This is a genomic window from Bradyrhizobium sp. WU425 (genome assembly GCF_021052305.1).
In the GTDB taxonomy this organism is placed as follows: Bacteria; Pseudomonadota; Alphaproteobacteria; order Rhizobiales; family Xanthobacteraceae; genus Bradyrhizobium; species Bradyrhizobium canariense_D.
Genome location: NZ_CP088089.1, coordinates 135,616 through 160,616, shown reverse-complemented (window position 1 = coordinate 160,616; position 25,001 = coordinate 135,616). Strand labels below are relative to the sequence as shown.

Here is a 25,001-nt window from a genome sequence, read left to right as displayed (position 1 = left end):
GTATATCCCGATCATGGCGAAAATCACCCGCACGCCGGCCCCCCGCAAAACGTCCGTGCCGAAGAAAAAGGCGAAGGTGGCCGCCGCGAAGCCCAAGGCCCCCGGCAAGAAATCTCTCAAAGCCATGAAACCCTGGACGCCGCCCGAAGTCCGCGAGGCCTTCAGCCGTTTCCGCAAGGCTAACCCGGAGCCAAAGGGGGAGCTCGAGCACGTCAATCCGTTCACGCTGCTGGTTGCCGTGGTGCTGTCGGCACAGGCGACTGACGCCGGCGTCAACAAGGCGACGCGCGCGCTGTTTGCGGTCGCCGACACGCCCCAGAAGATGCTTGACCTCGGCGAGGAACGCCTGCGCGAGTACATCAAGACCATCGGGCTCTATCGCACCAAGGCCAGAAACGTCATCGCGCTGTCGGCGAAGCTGCTCAGCGAGTTCGGCGGCGAGGTGCCGCGCACGCGCGTCGGGATCGAGTCGTTGCCCGGCGCCGGGCGCAAGACCGCCAATGTCGTGCTCAACATGGCCTTCGGCGAGCACACCATGGCGGTCGATACGCATGTCTTCCGCGTCGGCAACCGGACCGGACTTGCGCCCGGCAAGACGCCGCTGGAGGTCGAGCTCGGTCTCGAAAAGGTGATCCCGGCCGAGTTCATGCTGCATGCCCATCATTGGCTGATCCTGCATGGCCGCTATACTTGCCTCGCGCGCAAGCCGCGCTGCGAGGTTTGCCTGATCAACGATCTCTGCCGGTGGCCGGAAAAGACGGTCTGAAAATAGCGTTCGGGAAAGTGGTTTGGAGTCTAGCGTGAGTCAGCAGGAACAAATCTCGCCATCGCCACCTCCTGCTACACCGCCGCCGCCACCGAAGCCAACGCAGCCACCGGCGAGTTCGCTCTGGAGCCGGCTCGCGATTCCGCTGTTCGCGGTGATCGTCGCGCTCGGCTTCGTCGCGCTTGCAACGCAGCGCTTCGACGAATGGGTCGGCAATTCGGTGGTCCAGACCACCAACGACGCCTATGTGCGCGCCGAGCTGACGCGGCTCGCCAGTCGCGTCTCCGGCGAAGTGCTGACCGTCGGGGTCACCGACTTCCAGCGCGTCAAGGCCGGCGATCTCCTGATCCAGATCGATCCTGCCGACTATGAGACGCAAGTCGCGCAGGCCGAAGCGGCGGTCGCCGCTGCGCAGGCCGTGCTCGACAATCTGGCGAACCAGATCGAGCTGCAATATGCGACGATCGCGCAGGCGCAAGCCGCGCGGCTCTCGGCCGAAGCCGTGGAGGTCGAGGCGCGGCAGGAGCAGGAGCGTCAGCAGTCGCTGTCGCAGACCGAATCCGGTACGCGGCAGCGCTTCGAACAGGCGGTCGCAGGCTATGCCAAGGCGCAGGCCGACGTGCGCGCGAGCCGCGCCGTGATCGCGGCCCAGCAGCATCAGCTCGAAGTCCTGCAAGGCACCAGGAAGCAGCGCGCGGCCGATCTCGAAGCGACCAAGGCGACGCTGGCGAGCGCGAAGCTAAAGCTCGGCTACACCAAGATATCCGCGCCGTTCGATGGCGTCGTCGGCGAGCGACAGGTCCAGCCCGGCGACTACGTCAACATCGGCACCAACCTCATCAACGTCGTGCCGTTGCCGAAGGTCTATGTGATCGCGAATTACAAGGAGACCCAGCTTACCCACGTCGCACCGGGTCAGCCGGTCGAGATCACCGTCGACAGTTTCCCGCGCGAGAAGCTGCGCGGCCGGGTCGAGCGCATTGCGCCCGCGACCGGCGCGCAGGTCGCGCTGCTGCCACCGGACAACGCAACCGGCAACTTCACCAAAGTCGTGCAGCGCATTCCCGTGCGCATCCAGTTCGACGACAACCAGCCGCTGCTGGCGCGGCTGGTGCCGGGCATGTCGGTCGTCACCAGCATCGACACCAAGGCCGGCAATGGCGGAAAATGACGATTCCAGTCGCGGACCGCTCTCGCGCGGCGGCGTCGCCCCGCAGCCGCTGTTTGCGGTGGCGGCGGTGCTGCTCGGCTCGTTCCTCGCCAATTTTGACAGCCGGCTGACCACGATTGGCCTGCCGGACCTGCGCGGCGCGTTCTCGCTCTCGTTCGACGAAGGCGCATGGCTCTCCACGGCGGGCATCGGCTCGCAGATCTTCATCGCGCCCGCGGTGGCCTGGCTTGCCACCGTATTCGGCCTGCGTCGCGTGCTGGGTATCCCCAGCCTCGTCTATGCCGCGGTCTCGCTGATCATCCCGTTCGTGCACGACTATCCGACATTGCTCGCGCTCAGCGTCGTGCATGGCCTCCTGCTCGGCACCTTCGTGCCGGCGACGCTGATGATCGTGTTCCGCAATTTACCGATCCGCTGGTGGCTTCCGGCGATCTCGATCTATTCGATCCGCGTCGGCTTCGCGCTCGATACATCGAGCTCGCTGGTCGGCTTCTATGTCGACCATCTCGGCTGGCAATGGCTGTACTGGCAGAGCGTCCTGATCGCGCCGCTGATGGGCCTGATGGTCTATTGGGGCACGCCGAACGAGCCGGTGAATCGCGCTTTGCTGCGCGACGCCGATTGGGGCGGCATGCTGCTGCTCGGCGCCGGCGTCTCGATGATCTATGCCGGGCTCGACCAGGGCAACCGTCTGGACTGGCTGGGGTCGGGGACTGTGATGGCGTTGATCATTGCCGGCGCGGTGCTGGTCGCGGGCTTCCTCGTCAACGAGTCCCTGGTGCGGCAGCCCTGGGCGCATGTGAACGTCTTGTTCTCGCGCAATATCGGCCTGGGGCTGGTCCTGATCCTGCTCTACACGCTGACCAGCCTCTCCAACGCGTCGCTGGTGCCGAATTTCCTCGCCACCATCGCCCTGCTCAGGCCGGAGCAGAGTGGCTTGCTGCTGCTCACCTATGGCGCCTTGCCAATGTTCGTGCTGGTGCCGCTCTCGATCTGGCTGCTGCGGCATTTCGATACGCGCACGGTGGTGGTCGTGGGATTTGCCTGTTTCGCCGCCGCCAATCTCTGGGGCACGCAGCTCAGCCATGATTGGGCGCGCGAGGATTTCGCGGGCATCGTGCTGCTCCAGGCGATCGGGCAGTCGCTGACCTTGCTGCCGCTGATCATCACGCTGCTGTCCAACTCCGATCCGAGCCGTGCGACCTCGTTTGCCGCCTATATCCAGATCATGCGGCTCGGTGGCGCCGAGATCGGCGTCGCGTTGATGGGGACGTGGCTGCGCGTCCGCGAGCAGATCCATTCCTTCTATCTCGGCCAGAATCTCGGTGTCGGCGACGTCGACGTGGTCCGCATGCTGAAACAGCTCGCCGACCATTTTGCGGCCCATGGTGCCGGCTCGGCACAGGCACGCGCGGTCGGTACGCTCGCCGGCCTCGTCCAGCGCGAGGCCAATGTGCTCGCCTATATCGACGGCTTCTGGCTGTGCTTCTGGGTCGCGATGGCGGCGCTCGGCGTCGTCGCCCTAGTCACCCGTGCCCCGCCCGGCCCGTTCACGCCGGCGCCGTTCGGCTTCGCCAGGATGCTGTTGCGCAGATGCGGAGTGCCCCTGACGTAGGTTCAGGATCCAGACGACCCACGCGCCGAGCGACGGTCCGGGTTGGCTCTGACTATAACGTCAGACCACAAGCCCGACGGATGGCGATCTGAACCGGCGAGGGTGGCAACGCCGGGTCGAACTCGCCTGTTGGCAGCAGCGGCGGCTGTGCCATGAAACGCGGGCGCTTCCCCCGGTGAGGTTGCGCGGCGTGAACCAGGAATGGATGGCAGAGATAAACGGTCCCTGCCGCACCGATTGCCAGTTCAACGTCGCAATCTTCCGTAGAAGCGTAACCGTTGGCAGAGATCTGCTCCAGCGTTGCGCCTGCATCGCCATAGGGCAGCAGCTCCCGGGCGATGGTGGCGTGCGAACCTTTCCGTATCTTCGTTGGCGCATCCTCAGGGCCTACGCCCGAGAACAGGAAGAGCATTAGCAATGCGCGTCCGCTGCTCTTCACATTGACGCGCCACTGCATGAAATCCGGATTATCGAAGCCGAAACTCATGTCCACATGCCAGCCATCATCACCAGGGGATTCCGGTGAGGGAAAGCGGACCGGAAAAGTTCCGAGCGCATTGGGCGCGATCCAGCGGCGGTCACCCGCGAGTTGGTCATAGGCTTCGTGCAGGATCGGCGTGTTGGCGGCTTCAATGAATGGTGGCGAGGTCTTGGATCCCACCCGAATGACCGGCTGGGTCCAGCTTTCGGGCTCGTGTGGCGATAGACCAATATCCGCCCACAATTCGTCCCTGCATTGTTCCGCAAGGTGCGTGCTGAAGGCGTTCTCGATCTTGATGAAACCGTCGTCGATGAAGTTTAGGACCCGATGAGAGGTCACGCCGATGCGCTCGGTTTTGGGCATTGCACATTTCTCCGTTCGGCCACCGCGTCAGCGCAGCCGTCTTGATCTGATTGGCGCGATACGCCGGAACGACTTGGTCGCTCAGATCAGCGGGAAGAATGTGGACATGAAAATCATGCTGCGTACCTTACGGCGGCGGAGAGCAAAATCAAGACAAGCGGGACGCAGAGCGCCTCTACGAGGGGGCGTCGTACGAGCGCGCCGCCAAGTCCGCTTGACCTACCGCATCTGCCGCGCCGGCTCGATCAGCTCGGGCCGCGGACCTGACAGCCGCTTGTGCATGTGAACCATGAAGGCCATGGCGAAGATCGGCGTCGCCAGATTGACGATCGGGATCGAGACGAAGGCTGCGATGAACAGGCCCGCGGTGAAGATGGTGGCGGCGTTGTCGCGCCGCATCGCCTTGGCTTCCTCCGGCGAGCGAAACCGCATCGCCGCGAGCTCGAAATATTCGCGGCCGAGCAGCCATGCCGTGGCGAGGAAGAAGACCAGGAAGCCGGCGCCGGCGAAAAGCACCAGCGGCAGCGCGATCAGGTAGACCAGGATCGTCAGCAGCGCGGTCTTGACGCCCTCGTAGATCGCCTGGCTGAACGGCAGCGCGACGCCCGGCCGCTCCGCCGGATAATGCTCGCGCTCGACGATGTCGGCGACGTCGTCGACGAACACGCTCGCAACCAGCGAGGTGATCGCGGGCATCAGGAACACAGCCCCGAACACGACGCCGAGGCCCGCGGCGATCGAAATGATCCAGGACAACACCTCGAGCGATGAGTGCCAACCCGGACCGAGCAGGCCTTCCAGCCACGCCTCGCCATAGGTCGCAAACCAGCTCAGCAGCCGCTGCAAGCCGATCGCCAGCACGATGATCAGCACCAGTGCGACGCCGATCGACCGCCACAGGATCGAGCGCATCGGCGGCGAGATCATTTGTGACAGCGCCTTGACGGCGGCATCCAGCATGGGAGTTCCTCTCACGAAATCACCCGCGAGAGGTAGACACCCCGGGCCACTTCGGCAAGGGAGATCGGCGGCACCGCTTATGGCCGGATTGACCGCTGGCATCAACGAAGCCACGATGAATTCGGCAAGACCGTTGCTCCACCAACCCGCTTGACAACAAGCGGAACCAGCGCGGCAAAGGAACAGGCGCATATGGCGATGGAAGAATCGGCGGACGGATTGCCGCTTGCAGGCGTGCGCGTGGTCGAGATGACCCACATGGTCATGGGCCCGACCTGCGGCATGATCCTGGCGCAGCTCGGAGCCGACGTGATCAAGGTCGAGCCGCCTGCGGGCGACAAGACCCGGAGCTTGGGGGGCATGGGGACCGCCTTTTTCCCATTGTTCAACCGCGGCAAGCGCAGCGTGGTGCTGGATTTCGAGAAGACTGAGGATCGCGACACCATGCACCGGCTGCTGGCGACCGCCGACGTGTTCCTTGAGAATTTTCGCGACGGCCAGCTCGGTAAGCAGGGGCTTGGCGCGGACGAATTGCGCCGCCGGCATCCGGGTCTGATCATTGCCGGCCACAAGGGATTCCTCTCCGGTCCCTACGAGCACCGCCCCGCGCTCGACGAGGTGGTGCAGATGATGGCGGGCCTTGCCGCCATGACCGGCACCAGCGAAAAGCCCCAGCGCGTCGGCTCGTCCGCCAACGACATCATGGGCGGCATGTTCGGTGTGATCGCGATCCTCGCGGCGCTCTATCAGAAGCGCGGAGGAAAACGCGACGGCGCCGACATCCGCATCGGCCTGTTCGAGAACTGCCTGTTTCTGGTTGCCCAGCACATGGTCGAATACGAGATGACCGGGAACAAGCCGCGCTCGATGCCGGAGCGCGAGCATGCCTGGCCAATCTATGACATCTTCGAGACCGCCGGCGGCGAGCGCATCTTCATCGGCGTCGTCACCGAAGGCCATTGGCAGAGCTTTTGCCGCGAGTTCGGCCTGACTGAATTCCTCGATGATCCCGCCTTGCGCACCACGACCGATCGCATCCTGGCGCGCGGGCGGATCATTCCGCGCGCGGCCGGGATCATCAGGCAGTGGGACGTGGCAAAACTGTCGCAGAGGCTGGATGCGCTCAACATCTGCTTTTCGCCGATCAACCGGCCCGAGGATCTCTTCACCGATCCGCATGTGCTGCGGCCGGGCGGGCTCGTCAACAATGTCACCGCCGACGGCAAGCCGTTCCGGGTGCCGGCGCTGCCGATCGAATGGAACGGCAGCCATATCGGCGAAGGCCTGAGGGTCGCGCCGCTCGGCGCCGACACTGCGGCCGTTCGCGCCGAGATCGACAATGAAAATGAAGATGTCACGTCAAAAACAACAGGGAGGCGCGGATGAGCCGGATTCAGGAGATTTACCCCGCAGAACGCGTCAGCCTGCGCGAAGTCGGCCTGCGCGACGGGCTCCAGCTCGTGAAGAAAATTCCGTCCACCGACGCCAAGCAACGCTGGGTGCGCGAGGAATATGCCGCTGGCGTGCGGCATTTCGAGGTCGGCTCGTTCCTGCCGGCGAAGACTTTTCCGCAATTCGTCGATGTTCGTGATGTCGTCGCGACCGTCGCTTCATTGTCCGGCGCGCATGGCATCGCGCTTGCGCTCAACGAACGCGGCGTGAACGAGGCGCTGGAATCCGGCGTCGGCGAAATCGCCTCCGTGGTCTCTGCGACGGAAGAGCACAGCCAGGCCAATGCGCACCGCTCGCGCGAGTCCGCCATCGCCAATCTGAAACGCCTGTGCGAGATGCGCGATGCCACCAGCCACAAGCCGCTCGTCAACGCGGCGATCTCGATGGCGCTGGGCTGCTCGATCACCGGGGCGGTCGACCCTGCAGAAGTGCTGCGGCTGGTCGACAAATGCCTCGAAGCCGGTGTCGATTTCGTCGGCATCGCCGACACCGTGGGCTATGCCGGGCCGAAGCAGGTGGCGGAGCTGACGCGCGCCGCGGTGAAGCTCGCAGGGTCGAAGCCGATCTGCATCCATCTACACGATACCCGCGGCATGGGCATCGCGAACGCGGCCGCGGCGCTCGACGAAGGCGCGCGGATCCTCGACGGCTCGCTCGGCGGCCTCGGTGGCTGCCCCTTTGCCCCCGGTGCGACCGGCAATGTCGTGTTCGAGGATCTCGTGTTCCTGTGCGAGAGCAAGGGCTTTGCGACCGGCATCGATTTGGAGAAGCTGATCACGGTGCGCAGGATCCTGCGCGAGGAGATGCCGAACGAGCAGCTCTACGGCGGCCTCGCTCAGGCGGGATTGCCGGGTGGGAGCGCGGCGAAGGCGGCTTAAATCCGCAAGCGGAACGCCCTTCCCTTCTCCCCCTTGCGGGAGAAGGTGGCGCGAAGCGCCGGATGAGGGGTCTCTCTCCGCAAGCTCGAAGGAAAGTAGTCGCGGAGACATACCCCCTCACCCGTCTCGCCGCTTCGCGGCGAGCCACCCTTTCTCACAAGGGGAGAGGGGAACGCACCGCCTGCGCGGCAAATCTACTCATGCCGGTGCGCGTGCTGGCGTGCCTTCGTCGGCTCCGCTTCGTCCAGGCTACGCGCATCTTACCGCGTTTCGTGAACGGTGCGAGAGAGAAGGCGCTCGCTCACAGCCGCGTTGCCCGTAGCCGCAGCGCGTTTCCAACGACGCTGACCGAGGACAGCGCCATCGCGGCCGCGGCGATGATCGGCGACAGCAGCACGCCGAACGTTGGATAAAGGATTCCGGCCGCGATCGGAATGCCTGCGGCGTTGTAGATGAAGGCAAAGAACAGGTTTTGCCGGATGTTGCTCATCGTCGCCTGCGACAGTTTTCGCGCACGCACGATGCCGGTCAGATCGCCCTTCAGCAAGGTGACGCCGGCGCTCTCCATCGCCACGTCCGTGCCGGTGCCCATGGCGATGCCGACTTCGGCTGCGGCCAGCGCTGGCGCGTCGTTGACGCCGTCGCCAGCCATCGCGACGCTGCGGCCGGCCTTCTGCAGCTTTGTCACCACCGCGCTCTTCTGATCCGGCAGCACCTCGGCCTCGACATCGGCGATGCCGAGCCTGCGCGCGACAGCCTCCGCCGTGGTGCGGTTGTCGCCGGTCAGCATGATGACCTTGATGCCTTCGGCCGCGAGTGCCTTCAGCGCCTCCGGCGTGGAAGCCTTGACCGGATCGGCGATCGCGAACAGGCCGGCGAGCCGGCCGTCGACGGCCATGTTGATCACGGTCGCGCCATCGCCGCGCAGCCGTTCGGCCTCGCCATCGAGCGTTTTGGTGTCGATGCCGATCGACATCAGATATTTGGCATTGCCGAGCACGATGGTTTTGGCGTCGACCTTGCCGGTGGCGCCCTTGCCTGTCGGCGAATCGAATTGCTCGACCTGGCCCAGCGCGAGCTGCTTCTCCTTCGCCGCGAGCATGATCGCGTCGGCCAGAGGATGCTCGCTGGCGCGCTCCACGCTGGCGGCTAAGCGGAGGATGTCATCTTCCGCGAAGCCGGCCGCCGGCACGATCGCGACCACCTTCGGCTTGCCCTCGGTCAGCGTGCCGGTCTTGTCGACCACCAGTGTGTCGATCTTCTCCATCCGTTCCAACGCCTCGGCGTTCTTGATCAGCACGCCTGCCTGCGCGCCGCGGCCGACGCCGACCATGATCGACATCGGAGTCGCCAGGCCAAGCGCACAGGGGCAGGCGATGATCAGCACGCTGACGGCGGCGACGAGGCCGAAGGCCAGCCGCGGCTCCGGTCCGAACCAGGCCCAGGCTGCGAACGCGATGACGGCAACGGCGATCACCGCCGGCACGAACCAGCCCGCGACCTGGTCGGCGAGACGCTGGATCGGCGCGCGCGAGCGCTGCGCGTCCGCGACCATCTGCACGATCTGCGACAGCAGCGTCTCACGCCCGACCTTGTCGGCGCGCATGATGAAGCTGCCGGACTGGTTGAGCGTGCCCGCGATGACCTTCGCGCCCGTCTCCTTGGTGACCGGCATGGACTCGCCTGTTACCAGCGACTCGTCGAGCGAGGAACGGCCCTCCAGAATGACGCCGTCGACCGGCACTTTTTCGCCCGGACGCACGCGCAAGCGGTCACCGGCATGAAGGGCGTCGATCTCGACCTCGTGCTCGCCGCCGTCGGTATCGATGCGGCGCGCGGTCTTCGGGGCGAGCTGCAGCAGCGCCTTGATCGCACCCGACGTCGCATCGCGGGCGCGCAGCTCCAGCACCTGACCGAGCAGCACCAGCACGGTGATGACGGCCGCTGCCTCGAAATAAACCGCGACCGCGCCTTCGTGGCCGCGGAAGGTGGCAGGGAAAATCTGCGGCGTGATGGTGCCGATCAGGCTGTAGACATAGGCGACGCCCGTGCCCATCGCGATCAGCGTGAACATGTTGAGGTTGCGCGTCAGCAGCGACTGCCAGCCGCGGACGAAGAACGGCCAGCCGGCCCACAGCACCACTGGCGTTGCAAAGACGAGCTGGATCCGATTCGACAGCGTCGCATCGATCCAATTGTGCGGGCCCGCGAGATGGCCGCCCATCTCCAGCACGACGGCCGGCAGCGCCAGCGCGCCGCCGATCCAGAACCGCCGCGTCATGTCGGCAAGCTCGGGATTGGGACCGGTCTCCAGGCTCGCCACTTCCGGCTCCAGCGCCATGCCGCAGATCGGGCAGGTGCCAGGTCCGGCCTGGCGGATCTGCGGATGCATCGGGCAGGTGTAGATCGTGCCTGCGGGCATCTCGGGTTGGGGTGTCTTCTCCTTGGCGAGATATTTTGCGGGGTCGGCAGCGAATTTGGTGCGGCAGCCGGCCGAGCAGAAATGGAAGGTCTCGCCGTGATGGTCGAACCGGTGTTTTGAGGTCGCAGGATCGAAGGTCATGCCGCAGACGGGATCGCGGACTGTTGCCGCGGCGCCGTGGTCATGCGCGTGATCGCCGTGCCCGCCGCAGCAGGAGGAGGCCGCGGGCTTGGCGACCGGCGGAGCTTTGCTGCCACAGCCGCATCCGGAACGTGTTTCCGCGTTGTGACGGTGCTCGTGTTCGGCGTCGTTCATTGCCACGCTCCGGCCTTGCAAGTCATACCCTGGGGGGGTATATAGTCGGCATGCGCAAGGACATCAAGGCATCTGTCGGAAAACGTCTCGGCCGGATCGAGGGGCAGGTTCGCGGCCTTTCGAAAATGGTCGAGGAGGACCGCTATTGCATCGACATCGTCACGCAGATCTCGGCGGTGCGCGCCGCCTTGCGCCGGGTCGAGGAAGAGGTTCTGAAAGATCACGTCGCCCATTGCGTCGAGCATGCGATCGCGAGCGGCGACAGGGCGGACCAGCGCGAGAAGATCGCGGAGTTGATGGCGGTGATTGGGCGGGCGGAGCGGTAGATCGCCGTCATTGTGAGGAGCGTAGCGACGAAGCAACCCAGACTGCTCAGGCAGAGACCTGGATTGCTTCGCTGCGCTCGCAATGACGATAGTGGAGCGACGGCTACGCCGCCCGTTCGCGCGCCCGACCGCGCCGCCTTGGGCGGTCCATGGCCAGCTTCTTCAGCCGCCGGAAGCGCTCCGAGACGGTGACGCGATCGACCGTCTCCGCTGGGTGCGCGCTCACTTCTTCAGCCGGAATCGGCGCCTCTTCGTCAATCGTTTCAGGAACGAGCGGCGGCGCACGGAACGTTTCTGGAAACACACCGAAGGTGCCGGCTACCTCCTCGAGCGGCTTCTGCTTGTCGGCCCAGTGCAAGGCGGTGTAGTCGAAGCCGTGCACGATGGTGGGTTTGACGACTTCGAAATAGGGCGAGATGTCGAAGTCGCGGGGCATGTAGAGCGAGGAATCGCGGATGTGCAGGATCTCGCGGCGGGCAGCACGGCTGCCGGCCTTGGTGATCTTGGGCAGGATCGGGTAACGCACGGCGTCGAACGCTTGCGCGATCAGGGCCGAGCAGATGATCTTGGTGGGATCGCCCGAGCCGATCGAGATCATGCGCCGCCGCCAGCGCTGCGGGATCGGCAGCGGAAACAGAAAGCGCATCAGGTCGACGATGTTCTTGGTGTCGTAGCCGAAGCCGATGCGGTTGATCGCATAGCGGCAGACCGTGGTGCGGTCCTCATAGGACAGCCCGACCGGCCGGCAGACGCGGGTGTGATAGGGGAAATATTTCGACAGCGGCGCGGAGGTGACACCTTCGCCGATATTGGCCTCGATCAGCACGTGCGGCTCGCCGTCGGGCTCTTCCGCACCCTCGATCGGGCCGACATAGAGTGCGCCGTGGGACCAGGTCGACTGCGTCAGATATTTGATGATGCCCGAGATGCGGTTGTTGCCCTCGACCAGCAGCACGTCGCCGGGCTCGATGACGCCGCGCAGATGCTCGGGGTCGCTCGGCGTGAACGGCTCATAGCCCGGCACCTCCTTCGAGAGGTACGCGGCAATCAGCTTGCCGACTGAGTCCAGGACCGTCCCCATTTCAAAACTCCCCCACGGCCTTTTCCGACCGTCTTTTTCTCTTCTCTACCATGGTCGGAACGTGTTGCAATTCGGTTCATCGATTTGTGACATCAAGCACGATTGATTCACCATGATGGTTGCCGCGCAACATCAGATACGGCAAGGTTCGCTAGCTGTTCCCGTTTGCCGCAAGTCTCCGGAAACCATGACATGACAATCACGCGCCGCAGCTTCCTATCGGCGTCGGCGGGCCTTGCCGCGATGCCGGTCCTGCGCGCGACCGCCGCGACCCTGCCGCGCGAGGCTGACATTGTCGTGATCGGCGCGGGCGCGGCGGGAATTGCCGCGGCGCGGCGTATCATGGCGGCCAATCGCAAGGTCGTGGTGGTGGAGGCTGCGTCGCAGATCGGCGGCCGCTGCATCACGGATACGACCACCTTCGACGCGCCGTTCGATCGCGGCGCGCGCTGGATGCACAATCCCGACACCAATCCGATGATCCGGCTGGCGCGCAGTGCCGGGCTCGACGTTCTGCCGGCGCCCTCAGGCCAGAAGATGCGCATCGGCCGCCGCAACGCACGGGCCGGCGAGACCGAGGAGTTCCTGGCGGCGTTGGTCCGGGCCAACCGCGCCATCGACGAGGCCGCGCGCGGCAAGCTCGATACCGCCTGCGCCTCGGTGCTGCCGAAGGATCTCGGCGACTGGGCCGGGGCGGCCGAGTTCATGCTGGGTGCGAGCTTCGCCGGCAAGGACCTGAAGGAGCTGTCTGCGATCGACAAGGCGCGTGCACAGGATCGCAACGCCGCGATCGCCTGCCGCCAGGGCCTGGGGACCCTGATCACCAAACTGGGTGAGCAGGCGCCGGTCGCGCTGTCGACACCGGCGAGCCGGATCGTCTGGAGCAATCGCGACGTCAGCGTGGAGACACAGGCCGGCAGGATCGCCGCCCGCGCGGCCATCATTACGGTCTCGACTAATGTCCTGACCTCGGGCGCGATCAAGTTCGGGCCTGACATTCCGAAGCGCACGCTCGATGCCGCATCAAAGCTCACGCTCGGGAGCTACGATCACATCGTGCTGCAGCTACCGGGCAATCCGCTCGGCCTGTCGCGCGACGACATCCTGATCGAGCAGAGCAACTCGACGCGCACGGCGCTGATGTTCGCCAATATCGGCGGCTCCTCGCTGTGCTCGATCGATGTCGGCGGCTCGTTCGGCCGTGATCTCACCCAGCAAGGCGAGAAGGCGATGACGGCCTTCGCCAGAGAATGGATCACGAAGCTGTTCGGCAGCGAAGTCGCCGCAGCCGTGCAGAAAGCCAGCGTGACGCGCTGGAATGCCTCGCCGTTCGTGATGGGTGCGATGTCGGCGGCCTCGCCCGGCGGTCAGTTCTCGCGAAAAATCCTGACCGAGCCGATCGGCAACATGTTCCTCGCCGGCGAAGCCACGCACGAGACGCTCTGGGGCACCGTCGACGGCGCCTGGGAAAGCGGCGAGCGCGCCGCGGACGCGGCCTTGCGCAAGATCGGCGCGCTCAAGGACGAGCCGGCCGATGTCCCGACGCAGTCCACGAAGAAGCGGCGAGCGCCGCGGCAATAGGCAATTGACCTGGACAAGCGCAGCGCAGATCCAGGACCCATGACCCCAGAAGTCGTTTGGCGAAGACTTTTGGTGGCCAGCTCGCGGTACAAACGCTGGGGTAATGGGTCCTGGCTTTCGCCAGGACGACTCGCGGAGAGACTTACCGTAACACCCCGTCCAGCAGCGGCAGTCCCGCGATCACCGCGAGCGCGATCAGCGCGTAGCAGATGGCGCGAAACACTTTCTCGCTGGCACGGCCGAACAGCGACGCACCGAAGGCGACGCCGATCGCATAGACCGGCCCGACGATGAGCGATAGCACAAGCGACTCGCGTGAGATCAGGCCTGTGGTCGCGTAACTGATCATCGAGAAGAAATCCGACGCGCCGAAGAACAGCAAGATGTTGGCGCGCGCGACGATCGATGCGACCGGGCGGCCGAGCCAGTAGCCGACGATCGGCGGGCCGCCGGTCTGGGCGAGGCCGCTACAGAAGCCGGAGAGGCTGCCGATGCCGACCGAGAGCCACGCGTGGTCCTTGCCGCGATAGCGCCAGCCCGACAGCAGCAAGAGCAACAGCGCGGCGACGAAGCAGGAGATGATCCACCGCGTCGTAACGGGTTCGAGCACGCTGAGGAAATAGGTGCCGACGGGCACGCCGACCAGCGCGCCCAGCACGATCACGGCGGTGGCCTTGCGGTCGGCCTTGCGCCAGGCGTCAGGCAGCAGCGGCGCGGCCGCGACGAAATCGATCACGAGGAGCAGCGCGGCAACCAGACGCGGCGCCGCGATGCTGCTCGCCAACGGCATGAAGATCAGCGCCGAGCCGAAGCCGGAGAAGCCGCGCGCGGTGCCCGAAACGAAAGCGACGGCGCAGAGCGCCATCGCAATGGTGAGGCTGACGTCCTTTGGAAGAAAGTCAGTGAGATTCATGCTCTATGATTCTCGAGCATGATCATGCTCTCAAAGTGCCGCCGGTCTTCTTCGTCACCTCCGCCACGATTTTCGCGGCGACGGCCTCGATCTCCTGGTCGGTCAGGGTCTTTTCGCGCGGCTGAATCGTCACCGCGATCGCGATCGACTTCTTGCCGTCGTCGATGCCCTTACCTTCGTAGACGTCGAACACGTTCACAGCGGTGATCAGCTTCTTGTCGACGCTCTGAGCCGCGCGCACGATGTCGCCGCCCTTCACGGTGCGGTCGACGATGAAGGCGAAGTCACGCGACACAGGCTGGAATGCCGACAGCTCGATCACGGGCTTGGCACGGGTCGGCTTTTTCTTCGCCTCGGGGATGCGGTCGAGGATCACCTCGAACACCATCAGCGGGCCGCCGGCACCGAGCGCCTCGAGCGCGCGCGGATTCATCTCGCCGAAATAGCCGAGCACGTTTTGCGGCCCGATCTGGATCGTACCGGAGCGCCCGGGATGCAGCCAGGACGGGCCGCCCGCGACGATCTGAAGGGCCTGCATTGGTGCGCCGGCGGCGGCGAGTACCGCGAGCGCATCGGCCTTGGCATCGAACACGTCAGCCTGCGCCGAACCCGACCAGTGTCGTCCCAGACCTTGCGACGACGCAAAGCCGCGGCGGAGGCCGCTTGCCGCCATGAACTGATCCTGCGGGCGATCGCCCTTGAACACCTGCCCTACCTCGAATAGCGCGACATCGCTCAAGCCGCGATCGGCATTGGCCTGCGCCGCCGCGATCAGGCCGGCCAACAGGGTCGGGCGCATGTCGGACAAATCCGACGCGATCGGGTTGGCGACCTCGAGTTCGCGCTGGCCGCCGCCGAACAGCTCTGCGGCTGACTTGGTGATGAAGGACCAGGTCACCGCTTCGATGATGCCGCGGCTCGCCAGCGCGCGCCTGGCGCGGCGGGTGCGGAGCTGGAGCGGGGTCAGCACGGATTTGCGTGCGTCCTCGCCGCGCTCGAACGGCGTCATCGGCACCTTGTCGACGCCGTAGATGCGGACGACTTCCTCGACGATGTCGGCCTTGCCGTGCACGTCGGTCCGCCATGACGGCACCGCGACCTTCACGACGGGCCCCGGGCCCGCCATCATGAAGCCGAGATGAGTCAGGATGCGCTTGATCTCCGGCATCGGTACCTCGATGCCCGAGAGGCGCTTGACCTCGGTCACCGGAAAATCGATCACGCGGTCGTCGCCGAAGCTCTTGCCGACCACGACGTTCTCGGACGGCGTGCCGCCGCACATCTCCAGCACGAGTTTTGTCGCGAGCTCCAGCCCCGGCACCATGAAAGCCGGATCGACACCGCGCTCGAAGCGGTAGCGCGCGTCCGAATTGATGCCGAGCTTGCGGCCGGTCTGGGCGATGTTGATCTCGTTCCAAAGCGCCGATTCGATCAGCACGTCGGTGGTAGTCTCGTCGCAGCCCGAGGCCTCGCCGCCCATGATGCCGGCGAGCGATTCGACGCCGTGCTCGTCCGCGATGACGCAAATCGCGGGATCGAGATTGTAGCTGCGGCCGTCAAGCGCGAGCAGCGTCTCGCCGTCGCGGGCGCGGCGCACCACGAGATTGCCCTTCACTTTCTTCGCGTCGAACACGTGCAATGGCCGTGCGCGGTCGTAGGTCATGAAGTTGGTGATGTCGACCAGCGCGTTGATCGGGCGCAGCCCGATGGCGGTCAGTCGCTTCTGCAGCCATTCCGGCGACGGCCCGTTCTTCACGCCACGCACGAGCCGCAGCGCGAAGCCTGGGCACAGCGCCGCGTCCTCGACCGTGACCTTCACCGGGCAGGGGAATTCGCCCTTGATCGGCTTGATTGTGGGGTCCTTGAACTTGCCCATGTCGGCGGCGGCAAGCTCGCGCGCGATGCCGTGCACGCCGGTGCAGTCCTGCCGGTTCGGCGTCAGGTTGATCTCGACTACGGGATCGCCGAGGCCGGCCCATGCGGCGTAGGCAGCGCCGATCGGCGCATCCGCGGGCAATTCCATGATGCCGTCATGGTCGTTGGAAATCTGCAACTCAGCCGCCGAGCACAGCATGCCGCGGCTCTCGACGCCGCGGATGGTGCCGACACCGAGCGTGATGTCCTTGCCGGGAATATAGGTGCCGGGCGGGGAGAACACGCTGACGAGACCCGCACGCGCATTCGGCGCGCCGCACACCACCTGCACGGGTGCGCCGCCATCACCGGTGTCGACCATGCAGACGCGCAGCCGATCCGCATTCGGATGCTGCTCGGCGGATATCACCTTCGCGATGGTGAAAGGCTTCAGCGCCTTCGCCTTGTCCTCGATGTTCTCGACCTCGAGCCCGATCATGGTGAGCTTCTCGGCGAGCTTGTCCAAGGGCTCGTCGGTGTCGAGATGTTCCTTCAGCCAGGAGAGAGTGAATTTCACGAGCTCAGCCCTCCCGCGAGGGTCGGTACTTCGAGCGGCTTGAAGCCGTAATGGGACAGCCAGCGGACGTCGCTGTCGAACAGCTGGCGCAAATCGGCGATGCCGTATTTCAGCATGGCGATGCGGTCGATGCCCATGCCCCAGGCAAAGCCCTGGTACTCGTCGGGATCGATGCCGCAGGCGCGCAGCACGTTCGGATGCACCATGCCGCAGCCGAGAATCTCGAGCCAGTCCTCGCCCTCGCCGAAGCGGATCTCGCCCTTGTCGCGGCGGCACTGGATGTCGACTTCCAGCGACGGCTCCGTGAACGGGAAGAACGAGGGCCGAAAGCGCATGTTGATGTGGTCCACCTCGAAGAACGCCTTGCAGAACTCGTGCAGGATCCATTTGAGATGGCCGAGATGGGAGTGCTTGTCGATGACGAGGCCTTCGACCTGGTGGAATTGCGGCGTGTGGGTCGCGTCCGAATCGATGCGATAGGTGCGGCCCGGGCAGATCACGCGGATCGGCGGCTTCTGGCTCAGCATGGTGCGCACCTGCACCGGCGAGGTGTGGGTGCGCAACAGCATGCGGGAGCCGTCCTCCTTCGGGTGGAAGAAGAACGTGTCGTGCATCTCGCGCGCGGGATGGCCTTCCGGAAAATTCAGCTTGGTGAAGTTGTAGTCGTCGGTTTCGATATCGGGGCCTTCGGCAACCGAGAATCCCATGTCGGCGAAGATCGTGGTCAGCTCGTCCCAGACCTGGCTCAGCGGATGGATGCGGCCGGCCTCGGCGGGCGCATCGCGCAGCGGCAGGGTGACGTCGATGGTTTCCGACGCAAGCCGCGCGTCGAGCGCCGCCGATTTCAAGACGTCGCGCCGCGCGGCGAGCGCCTCGGTGACCTTGTCCTTGGCCTGGTTGATCGCGGCGCCTTGCGTCTTGCGCTCGTCCGCGGACATTTTTCCGAGCGTGGCAAGCAGCGCCGAGATCGAACCCTTCTTGCCGAGGGCTGCGACGCGCACCGCTTCGAGGGCGGCCTCGTCGCCGGCGGCGGCGATCTGGTCGAGGATGGATGTTTCGAGCATTGCGAGGTCGGACACGGTCAAATCCCTGCTGCCAAATTCGGCTGGGTTGTCGCCGCCCGAAGGCCGTAACGTCAAGCGAAAAGCCGGTCATTCGGGCTGACGAGCGGCTGGGTTGAACCTCGCGCGGGAGGCTGGCACCAAGGAGGATACGAGGAGACTTTCGCGATGCTCTCAAGATCCGGTCTGGCTGCTCTCGCCGTCGTTCTCTTGGTCGCGAGCACCCCGGCGCGCGCCATGGTCTGCATGGAGAAGTCCATGACGCTGGACGAGGTCGTCGACACCATCGGTGCCCAAGAGGGCTGCGAAAGCGCGATGAAGGTGTTTCAGGATTGCCAATTGACCGCGAGCGGCGATGTCCAGCTCGGCGCCGCCGTCGAGAAGAAATGCGAGGCGGACTTCATGCCCGGCCTCAACACGGTGCGGAAACAGGCTTACCAACGCGAGATGCGCGTGTGCGACCGGAAGTACCGGAATAAATCCGGCACCATGTATCTGTCGTTCACGGCATTCTGCCGGGCGGAGGTCGCCCAGCGCTACTCGCAACGCGCGCTGAAGGCCGGCGGAGCCGGCCGCTAGCTCAGGCCGCCAGAGCGGCCTTGGCCTTCTCGGCGATCGCCTGGAACGACGCGGGCTCGTTGATCGCGAGATCCGACAGCACCTTGCGGTCCACGGTGATCCCGGACTTGGCCATGCCATCGATAAAGCGGCTGTAGGTCAGGCCGAACGGACGCACGGCGGCGTTGATGCGCTGGATCCAGAGCGCGCGGAACGTCCGCTTCTTGCGCTTGCGATCACGGAAGGCATAGACGAGAGCCTTCTCGACCGCCGGCTTGGCGGTGCGGATCGTGTTCTTGCGGCGGCCGCGGAAACCCTTGGCGGCCTTGTAGACTTTCTTGTGCTTGGCGTGGGCGGTCACACCGCGTTTGACGCGAGCCATGACAAAAATCCTTCGAAAGATGACTTGATGTTCGGATCGCCGCGAAAGCCGCGGCGCGGGTGGCAATGATCGTGGACGCGATCAGGCGTTCGGCAAGAAGTACTTCTTGACGTTGTCGCCGTCGGTCTTGAACAGCACGGCGGTGCCGCGCAGCTGCCGGATCTGCTTCTTCGTCCGCTTGATCATGCCGTGACGCTTGCTACGATGCGCGAACATCACTTTGCCGGTGGCAGTCACCTTGAAGCGCTTTTTAGCGCCCGATTTGGTCTTCAGCTTGGGCATTTGGCTCTCCTAATGGCCATAGCAATCCGCCCGCAAAGGCGGCTGGCCGTCAAAATGCTCGTTAGAGCGTTGATTGTGCTCAGGTTTTACGAACAAGCGCGAAACCCGCACGGACACCGCCACGGCAGCCCTTAATCAGCCGGGCAATGAAGGCTGGGCTTATGACAGAGGACGGGCGAATTGGCAACGATGAACCGGTGGAACCTAGCCGGCGACTATCCGGAATTGCTAACCTCATGTCCGAGCCGTGTGACCCGGAGCAGGACCAGAATGCCCCCTTTTTCCCAAACGCTGTCGTCCTTGACTGATGTCGCTCGCCCGCGCTGCCTGGCGCTGTTGGCCGTGCTCGCCATGGCCGCGTTTCCGTCGAGTGCCAATGCGCGCATCCGCGGCTATGACGGCGTCTGGAACGTCACCTTCGCCACCACCCGCGGCAATTGCAGCTCGGGCTACAGCGTCCCCTTCACCGTCACCGGCAGCCGGGTGTCGTCCGCCGGCGGCGGTCGGGTCTCCGGCAGGGTCAATCGCAGCGGTACCGTCGCGGTCCAGGTCTCGGTCGGGGCCTCACATGCCAGCGGCGGCGGCCGCCTCGCTGGCGTGAACGGCGCCGGTTCGTGGAGGGGTATCATCTCCGGCGATCAGTGCAGCGGCACCTGGCATGCGACGAGGACGTAATTATCGCCTCCAGAGGACGGTGCGCTCTCTCTTGCGCAAGCGGGAGAGGCAAAAAAACAAAACGGCCCGCCGGAGATCCGGACGGGCCGTTGAATTCTTCAGCCTAAAGAACCAGCGTCAGCGCGGCGCCAGCACCATGACGACCTGACGGCCCTCGAACCGCGCGTCCTGCTCCACCTTGGCGAGCTCGGCGACGTCGGTCTTGATCTTGTCGAGCAGCTTGGTGCCGATCTCCTGGTGCGCCATTTCGCGGCCACGATAGCGCAGGGTGATCTTGACCTTGTCGCCTTCTTCGAAGAACCGCTGCATGGCGCGCATCTTCACTTCGTAATCGTGGTCGTCGATCATCGGGCGGAGCTTGATCTCCTTGATCTCGACGATCTTCTGCCGCTTGCGGGCTTCGGCGGCTTTTTTCTGCGCGGAATACTTATACTTCCCGTAGTCCATGATCTTGCAGACGGGAGGGCTGACGTTCGGCGAGATCTCGACCAAATCCATGCCGGCTTCCTGGGCCAAGCGGATAGCCGCGACGGTCTCGATGGTGCCCTTGTTGTCACCGGTCTGATCGATCAGCTGGATCTGCGCATTGCGAATATCGTCATTGATGCGCGGCCCGTCTTTGGCGGCAGTGGGCGGGGCTTTATTTGGACGGCGAATGGGTGGTTCTCCAAAGTTATGAAAAGAGGCGGCTATTTTGCAGGAAGATACGGTTGCCGGCAAGCAATCGCTCGTGCGGCGGTCGAAAAAGCCTCAAATGCGAGGCATTTTGGCCACGGCGGGGCACGCAGAGGGACATAGACACCTTGCTTCTGTTCCGCAAGCGTCCCAAAGGGCCAATGCCGACGTCCGGCTGCGCTGCGGAGCACGTCCGGACAGCTCAAACCGCACAGCCAGAGTAAACGTTCCATGAATCACCCAATTCCCGATGCCGTGCTCGACTTCATCGATGTGGGCGAAGGCCCGTCCACACGCCGGATCGCGGTGCGCCGCCGCGCGGCCCAAGAATCAAGTCAAGGACCTGGGCTGGTCTGGCTCGGCGGTTTCAAGTCGGACATGCAGGGCAGCAAGGCCGTGGCGCTGGACGAATGGGCCCGGGATCACGGCCGCGCCGTGGTCCGGTTCGATTATTCCGGCCACGGCGAATCCGGTGGCGATTTCGTCGACGGAACCATCGGGCGCTGGCTCGAGGAAAGCGTCGCGGTATTCGAGCGGTTCTGCGACGGCCCGCAAATCCTGATCGGCTCGTCCATGGGCGGCTGGATGGCGCTGCTGCTCGCGCGCGAGATCAAAAAGCGGCAAAAGAAACTGCAAGCCAAAGCCTCGCTGGCGGGCCTGGTGCTGATCGCGCCGGCGCCCGATTTCACCGAGGAGCTGATGTGGAAGAATTTTCCGGCCGCGGTGAAGAAAGAAATCGAGACCAAAGGCGTCTGGCTGAGACCGTCGAACTATGGCGACGGCTTGCCCTATCCGATCACGCGGAATCTAATCGAGGAGGGACGCAACCACCTCCTGCTCGGCAGCGCCATCGATCTCGGCTGTCCCGTCCGCATCCTGCAAGGTGCGCAGGATCCTGACGTGCCCTGGCAGCACGCGTTCGCCCTGACCCATCGCCTGCCGGCCGACGACGTCGTGCTGACCATGATCCAGGACGGCGATCACCGCCTCTCGCGCCCGCAGGACATCGCCCGCATTCTTGCCGCCGTGGCCGAGATCGGGTGAAATCGTCACCTAGCACTCGGTGTCATCGCCCGACTTGATCGGGCGATGCAGTATTCCAGAGGCGCTCGTGCTCAAGCCGAGAAGCCGCGGCGTACTGGATGCCCCGGTCGGGGCATGACTGAGAATGGGAGGGGAGAATCGCCGATGACCACCACCGCCATGCTGCGCGCCTTCTGCGACGCCGTCGAACAACGCAACGGAAAAGCCTTTGCGGATCTCTTCACCGAGGACGGCGTCTATCACGACGTGTTCTATGGCGCCTTCGCCGGCCGCGAGAAGATCGCCGCGATGATCGACGACTGGTTCTATCGCACGGCGACCGACTTTCGCTGGGACATGCACGACCCGGTGTCGAACGGCACCACGCTCTATGCGCGCTACACGTTCAGCTATCGCTCGATCTTGCCGGAGGCTGATGGCGCGCGGGCGATGTTCGAGGGCGTGGCGATCATGACGCTCCGGGACGGAAGGATCGTCAGCTATCACGAGGTCGCCAACACCGCGCCGGCGTTTGTCGATTTGAAGTTTGCGCCGGAACGGATTGCGAAGATCGTCGCCAGACAGGGCGCGGAGCTCAAGGCGCGGCCGGAGATGAAGCGACATTTGGGTTAGCCGTCGTTCTTGCGCACCTACCGCTTCGACGGATTTACCATCGGCTTGCGCTGCGCCAGCGCCGCGACAGTGGCGGTGCCGATCGGGCCCTGCTCGTCATAGAGCCAGCATTCGCCGATCGCCACACCGTCGGTGGCCTGGTGGTTCACCACCTCGAAGCCGATCCAGTTCGTCACCGGCAGGCGGTGCAGATAGATCGTGACGTCGCTGTTGATGTAGCCGAGCCCCTTGTCGCCGGCGTTCGCGAACGGACTGGCGAAGTCCGCGCCGATGGCGACATGGACGAACGGCGTCATCGGCACGCCCGCGACCAGCTCGCGCACCTCGCTCATCCAGAGCTTTCGTGGCCCGAGCGAGCCCATGTGACCGACGATCGGTCGCGTGGTCCATTTGCCGTTCATGCCGAGCCTGGGATCGGTCGGCTTGGGAATGTCGGCCGGCTTCGGCACGTCCCAGTTCGGCGGCGACCAGACATTGCCGTCGGGATTCTGCGTTCGCCGTAACAGCTGGCACGAGGCGCGCGCCATGCCGATGCCGCCGGAAAAGAACTCTGCTTCCACGACGCGGATGCGCATCCCGTCGCGCACCAGCCGTGTCGTCACCTCGATCGGCTTGTCGATGGTGGGCAGCCGAAACATATCGACGGTCAGCCGCGCCGGCACGAATTCAGGACCGGAATGGCGCTCCTCGATGGCGAAGCCGAGCAGGCCGACGATGACGCGTCCGTGCAGCGATGTCGGATCCCACGGCCCATTGGCGACTTCCGTCGGGTGGAATGTGTCGCCGTCGCGGGTGAAGAAAGGCATGTTTGTCATGACGCGCGAGCTTGGAGGAACGTGCGGGGAAATCAAGATGCTCAATCCTCGTGGTGAGGAGGCGCGAAGCGCTCTTACCACAACAACGGTGTCATCGTCCGGCTTGACCGGGCGATCCAGTACTCCGCGGCGCTCGTGATTGAATCGATAGGCCGCGGCGTACTGGATGCCCCGGTCAAGCCGGGGCATGACACCGAGGATTAGGAAGCGAGCTCCCACTCCTCGCGCACGCCGTCATCACGCTCGCGCGCTATGGCGGTTGCTCTCATCGTTTCGAACTCATCCCGCGGCACCAACTGCCCCAGCGCCCATACCGCAGCCCCGCGTACCAGCGCGCTCTCATCCTCCAGCAATCGCCGCGCCTCGTCCGCCAGTGCCGCATCACCGGAGTTGCCGATCGCGATCAGCACGTTGCGCAAAAAGCGGTCGCGGCCGATGCGTTTCACCGGCGATTTGGTGAACAGCGCGCGAAACGCAGCGTCGTCGAGCCGTGCGAGCTCGGCAAGACCTGGCGCGCGCAAAGCGTCACGTGCGGCGAGCTTGGCCTCACGGCCCTCCTGCGCGAACTTGTTCCAGGGACAGGCGGCGAGGCAATCGTCGCAACCATAGATGCGGTTGCCGATGCTTTTACGAAATTCGCGCGGGATCGGGCCCTTGTTCTCGATGGTGAGATACGAGATGCAGCGCCGCGCATCGAGCCTGTAGGGCGCGGGAAAGGCCGCGGTCGGGCAGATGTCGAGGCACGCCCGGCACGAGCCGCAATGATCGATCTCGGCGTCGTCGCGCGGCAGTTCCAGCGTGGTGTAGATCGCGCCGAGAAACAGCCATGAGCCGAATTCGCGCGAGACCAGATTGGTATGCTTGCCCTGCCAGCCCAGATGCGCGGCTTGCGCCAGCGGTTTCTCCATCACGGCCGCAGTGTCGACGAATACTTTCACTTCGCAAGGCTTCACCTCACAAGTTGCGGTCGCGACCAGCCATCGCGCCAGTGCCTTCAGGCGCTTCTTGATGAGGTCGTGATAGTCGTCGCCCTGCGCATAGACCGAGATCGCCGCGCGCGTGCGCTGTTGCAGGATCGCGAGCGGATCCTGGTCGGGGCCGTAATTGACGCCGAGCATGATGACGCTGCGCACGTCCTGCCACAGCCCGCGGGGATCGACCCGGCGCTCCGGCTGCGCGGCGAGCCAGTCCATGTCGCCATGGCCGCCGGATGCGATGAATTCGAGAAAGTGTTTTCCGGCGCTTTCGATCGTGCCGGGCTCCGTAATGCCGATGCAGTCGAAGCCGAGCGCACGTGCTTCGTTTGCCAGCGCCGTCTTCAGTTCGGTCGGATCGGAGTTCAGAAGTCCAGGTCCACGTAGGTCCGCGACGCCGGCACGCCCGCCAGCCATTCGCTCAACAGCGGACGGAACGACGGGCGGGATTTCACCCGTGCGTACCAGGCCTTTGCCGCGTCGTCCTCGCTCCATGGCACGTCGCCCAGATAGTCGATCGCCGAGAGGTGCGCCGCGGCGGCGAGATCCGCGTAGGTGAGCCGGTCGCCGGCGAGGAAATTACGCGTCTGCGCCAGCCAGCCGATATAGGCCAGATGATAGCGCACGTTTGCCTTGGCGGCGCGCATCACGTCGGCCGAGGGCGGGCCCCCGCCGTTGTCCTCGCTCATGAAGCGCTTGTAGATGCGCTCGGTGACGAGCGGGTGGGAGACTTCCTCGAAAAACTTTTCGTTGAACCAGGCCATCAGCCGGCGGACCTCGACGCGCTCGCCGATCGTGTCCGGCATCAGGCGCTTAAGTCCCATCTCAGAGCCATAGGCCTCGTCGACATATTCGGCGACGATCGCCGCGCCCGGGATCGGCGGCTGCTCGTCGTCCACCAGGACGGGCGTCGTGCCCGCCGCATTGAGCAGCAGAAATGCTTCGCGCCGCTCCCAGCTGCGCTCTTCGATCAGCTTCAGCTCAAGCCCGTATTCTCCCGCGATCAGGCGGATGAACCGCGAATGCGGACAGAACGGATGATGAAACAGCGTAAACATGAAGCCTTTGACTATGTGATGGTGCTTAAGAATCCATCAATGTTTTGTGCGGCGCCACACTAGTCATTCAAAACCGCGAAGCAAGGGCGCGACGCCGCATTTTGCGATTG

Annotated in this window: 24 protein-coding genes; 11 read left to right on the top strand and 13 right to left on the bottom strand. The window is 64.7% G+C overall.

The window, feature by feature from the left end:
- The first annotated feature begins 13 nt into the window (after positions 1-13).
- The 3 genes from nth to BcanWU425_RS00710 are packed head-to-tail and all read left to right on the top strand — an operon-like array spanning position 14 to position 3,552.
- A complete protein-coding gene (gene nth / locus BcanWU425_RS00720; RefSeq protein ID WP_026233849.1) occupies positions 14-766 on the top strand; it encodes an endonuclease III in 753 nt (250 codons plus the stop codon).
- Positions 767-800: 34 nt separating this feature from the next.
- Positions 801-1,937: an HlyD family secretion protein gene (locus BcanWU425_RS00715; RefSeq protein ID WP_026233848.1), complete on the top strand. Its 1,137-nt coding sequence runs from the start codon at positions 801-803 to the stop codon at positions 1,935-1,937.
- Positions 1,924-3,552 (top strand): MFS transporter, encoded by a 1,629-nt coding sequence (locus BcanWU425_RS00710; protein WP_018459593.1) that lies wholly within the window; start codon positions 1,924-1,926, stop codon positions 3,550-3,552. The genes BcanWU425_RS00715 and BcanWU425_RS00710 overlap by 14 nt, the downstream gene beginning before the upstream one ends.
- Positions 3,553-3,604: 52 nt before the next feature.
- On the opposite strand, the gene BcanWU425_RS00705 is transcribed toward BcanWU425_RS00710, so the two are convergent.
- Both BcanWU425_RS00705 and BcanWU425_RS00700 read right to left on the bottom strand, forming a co-directional pair.
- Positions 3,605-4,396, bottom strand: coding sequence for a phytanoyl-CoA dioxygenase family protein (locus BcanWU425_RS00705; RefSeq protein WP_018459592.1), 792 nt, complete (start codon positions 4,394-4,396; stop codon positions 3,605-3,607).
- A gap of 219 nt (positions 4,397-4,615) precedes the next feature.
- Entirely contained in the window at positions 4,616-5,356 is a 741-nt protein-coding gene (locus tag BcanWU425_RS00700; protein WP_204512934.1) for a sulfate transporter family protein, read from the bottom strand.
- A gap of 192 nt (positions 5,357-5,548) precedes the next feature.
- Here BcanWU425_RS00700 and BcanWU425_RS00695 point away from each other — a divergent pair, with 192 nt between their 5' ends.
- Positions 5,549-6,742: a CoA transferase gene (locus tag BcanWU425_RS00695; protein ID WP_204512935.1), complete on the top strand. Its 1,194-nt coding sequence runs from the start codon at positions 5,549-5,551 to the stop codon at positions 6,740-6,742.
- Positions 6,739-7,686 (top strand): hydroxymethylglutaryl-CoA lyase, encoded by a 948-nt coding sequence (locus tag BcanWU425_RS00690; RefSeq protein ID WP_204512936.1) that lies wholly within the window; start codon positions 6,739-6,741, stop codon positions 7,684-7,686. Before BcanWU425_RS00695 ends, BcanWU425_RS00690 begins: the two co-directional genes overlap by 4 nt.
- A gap of 301 nt (positions 7,687-7,987) precedes the next feature.
- On the opposite strand, the gene BcanWU425_RS00685 is transcribed toward BcanWU425_RS00690, so the two are convergent.
- The gene (locus BcanWU425_RS00685) at positions 7,988-10,423 is read right to left on the bottom strand and encodes a heavy metal translocating P-type ATPase (protein ID WP_204512937.1); all 2,436 of its coding nucleotides are present in this window, start codon (positions 10,421-10,423) and stop codon (positions 7,988-7,990) included.
- A gap of 50 nt (positions 10,424-10,473) precedes the next feature.
- Between BcanWU425_RS00685 and BcanWU425_RS00680 the strand changes: the two genes are divergently transcribed.
- Positions 10,474-10,749: a metal-sensitive transcriptional regulator gene (locus tag BcanWU425_RS00680; RefSeq protein WP_085359525.1), complete on the top strand. Its 276-nt coding sequence runs from the start codon at positions 10,474-10,476 to the stop codon at positions 10,747-10,749.
- 103 nt (positions 10,750-10,852) lie between these two features.
- Here the strand turns inward: BcanWU425_RS00680 and BcanWU425_RS00675 are convergent, their stop codons facing one another.
- Positions 10,853-11,830 (bottom strand): YiiX/YebB-like N1pC/P60 family cysteine hydrolase, encoded by a 978-nt coding sequence (locus BcanWU425_RS00675; RefSeq protein WP_018459587.1) that lies wholly within the window; start codon positions 11,828-11,830, stop codon positions 10,853-10,855.
- 192 nt (positions 11,831-12,022) lie between these two features.
- On the opposite strand from BcanWU425_RS00675, the gene BcanWU425_RS00670 reads away from it, so the two are divergent.
- The gene (locus tag BcanWU425_RS00670) at positions 12,023-13,411 is read left to right on the top strand and encodes a flavin monoamine oxidase family protein (RefSeq protein ID WP_085385564.1); all 1,389 of its coding nucleotides are present in this window, start codon (positions 12,023-12,025) and stop codon (positions 13,409-13,411) included.
- 142 nt (positions 13,412-13,553) lie between these two features.
- Here BcanWU425_RS00670 and BcanWU425_RS00665 read toward each other — a convergent pair whose 3' ends face one another.
- Genes BcanWU425_RS00665 through pheS form a run of 3 tightly spaced genes read right to left on the bottom strand, consistent with a single transcriptional unit; the run spans position 13,554 to position 17,834 of the window.
- Positions 13,554-14,324, bottom strand: a complete 771-nt coding sequence (locus tag BcanWU425_RS00665; protein WP_018455726.1) for a sulfite exporter TauE/SafE family protein — start codon at positions 14,322-14,324, stop codon at positions 13,554-13,556.
- A 22-nt stretch (positions 14,325-14,346) separates the two neighbouring features.
- Positions 14,347-16,755 carry a phenylalanine--tRNA ligase subunit beta gene (gene pheT, locus BcanWU425_RS00660; protein ID WP_204512938.1) on the bottom strand — a complete coding sequence of 803 codons (2,409 nt, stop codon included), beginning with the start codon at positions 16,753-16,755 and terminating at the stop codon, positions 14,347-14,349.
- Positions 16,752-17,834, bottom strand: a complete 1,083-nt coding sequence (pheS, locus tag BcanWU425_RS00655) for a phenylalanine--tRNA ligase subunit alpha (RefSeq protein ID WP_231189594.1) — start codon at positions 17,832-17,834, stop codon at positions 16,752-16,754. The genes pheT and pheS overlap by 4 nt, the downstream gene beginning before the upstream one ends.
- 150 nt (positions 17,835-17,984) lie before the next feature.
- On the opposite strand from pheS, the gene BcanWU425_RS00650 reads away from it, so the two are divergent.
- A complete protein-coding gene (locus tag BcanWU425_RS00650; RefSeq protein ID WP_204512939.1) occupies positions 17,985-18,395 on the top strand; it encodes a hypothetical protein in 411 nt (136 codons plus the stop codon).
- Position 18,396: 1 nt separating this feature from the next.
- On the opposite strand, the gene rplT is transcribed toward BcanWU425_RS00650, so the two are convergent.
- The gene (gene rplT, locus BcanWU425_RS00645) at positions 18,397-18,756 is read right to left on the bottom strand and encodes a 50S ribosomal protein L20 (RefSeq protein WP_007598538.1); all 360 of its coding nucleotides are present in this window, start codon (positions 18,754-18,756) and stop codon (positions 18,397-18,399) included.
- An 81-nt stretch (positions 18,757-18,837) separates the two neighbouring features.
- A complete protein-coding gene (gene rpmI, locus BcanWU425_RS00640; protein WP_007598540.1) occupies positions 18,838-19,038 on the bottom strand; it encodes a 50S ribosomal protein L35 in 201 nt (66 codons plus the stop codon).
- 270 nt (positions 19,039-19,308) lie between these two features.
- Here rpmI and BcanWU425_RS00635 point away from each other — a divergent pair, with 270 nt between their 5' ends.
- Positions 19,309-19,713, top strand: coding sequence for a hypothetical protein (locus BcanWU425_RS00635; protein ID WP_026233012.1), 405 nt, complete (start codon positions 19,309-19,311; stop codon positions 19,711-19,713).
- Between the two features lie 117 nt (positions 19,714-19,830).
- Here BcanWU425_RS00635 and infC read toward each other — a convergent pair whose 3' ends face one another.
- The gene (gene infC / locus BcanWU425_RS00630) at positions 19,831-20,370 is read right to left on the bottom strand and encodes a translation initiation factor IF-3 (RefSeq protein ID WP_085349942.1); all 540 of its coding nucleotides are present in this window, start codon (positions 20,368-20,370) and stop codon (positions 19,831-19,833) included.
- Positions 20,371-20,619: 249 nt separating this feature from the next.
- On the opposite strand from infC, the gene BcanWU425_RS00625 reads away from it, so the two are divergent.
- Entirely contained in the window at positions 20,620-21,432 is an 813-nt protein-coding gene (locus BcanWU425_RS00625; RefSeq protein ID WP_018455731.1) for an alpha/beta hydrolase, read from the top strand.
- Between the two features lie 144 nt (positions 21,433-21,576).
- Positions 21,577-22,044, top strand: a complete 468-nt coding sequence (locus tag BcanWU425_RS00620) for a nuclear transport factor 2 family protein (RefSeq protein ID WP_018455732.1) — start codon at positions 21,577-21,579, stop codon at positions 22,042-22,044.
- A 17-nt stretch (positions 22,045-22,061) separates the two neighbouring features.
- Here BcanWU425_RS00620 and BcanWU425_RS00615 read toward each other — a convergent pair whose 3' ends face one another.
- From BcanWU425_RS00615 to BcanWU425_RS00605, 3 genes are all read right to left on the bottom strand, one after another.
- Positions 22,062-22,859: an acyl-CoA thioesterase domain-containing protein gene (locus BcanWU425_RS00615; RefSeq protein ID WP_018455733.1), complete on the bottom strand. Its 798-nt coding sequence runs from the start codon at positions 22,857-22,859 to the stop codon at positions 22,062-22,064.
- A gap of 200 nt (positions 22,860-23,059) precedes the next feature.
- A complete protein-coding gene (gene queG, locus BcanWU425_RS00610; RefSeq protein WP_018455734.1) occupies positions 23,060-24,250 on the bottom strand; it encodes a tRNA epoxyqueuosine(34) reductase QueG in 1,191 nt (396 codons plus the stop codon).
- Entirely contained in the window at positions 24,199-24,891 is a 693-nt protein-coding gene (locus BcanWU425_RS00605; RefSeq protein ID WP_018455735.1) for a glutathione S-transferase family protein, read from the bottom strand. Before BcanWU425_RS00605 ends, queG begins: the two co-directional genes overlap by 52 nt.
- Between the last annotated feature and the right edge of the window lie 110 nt (positions 24,892-25,001).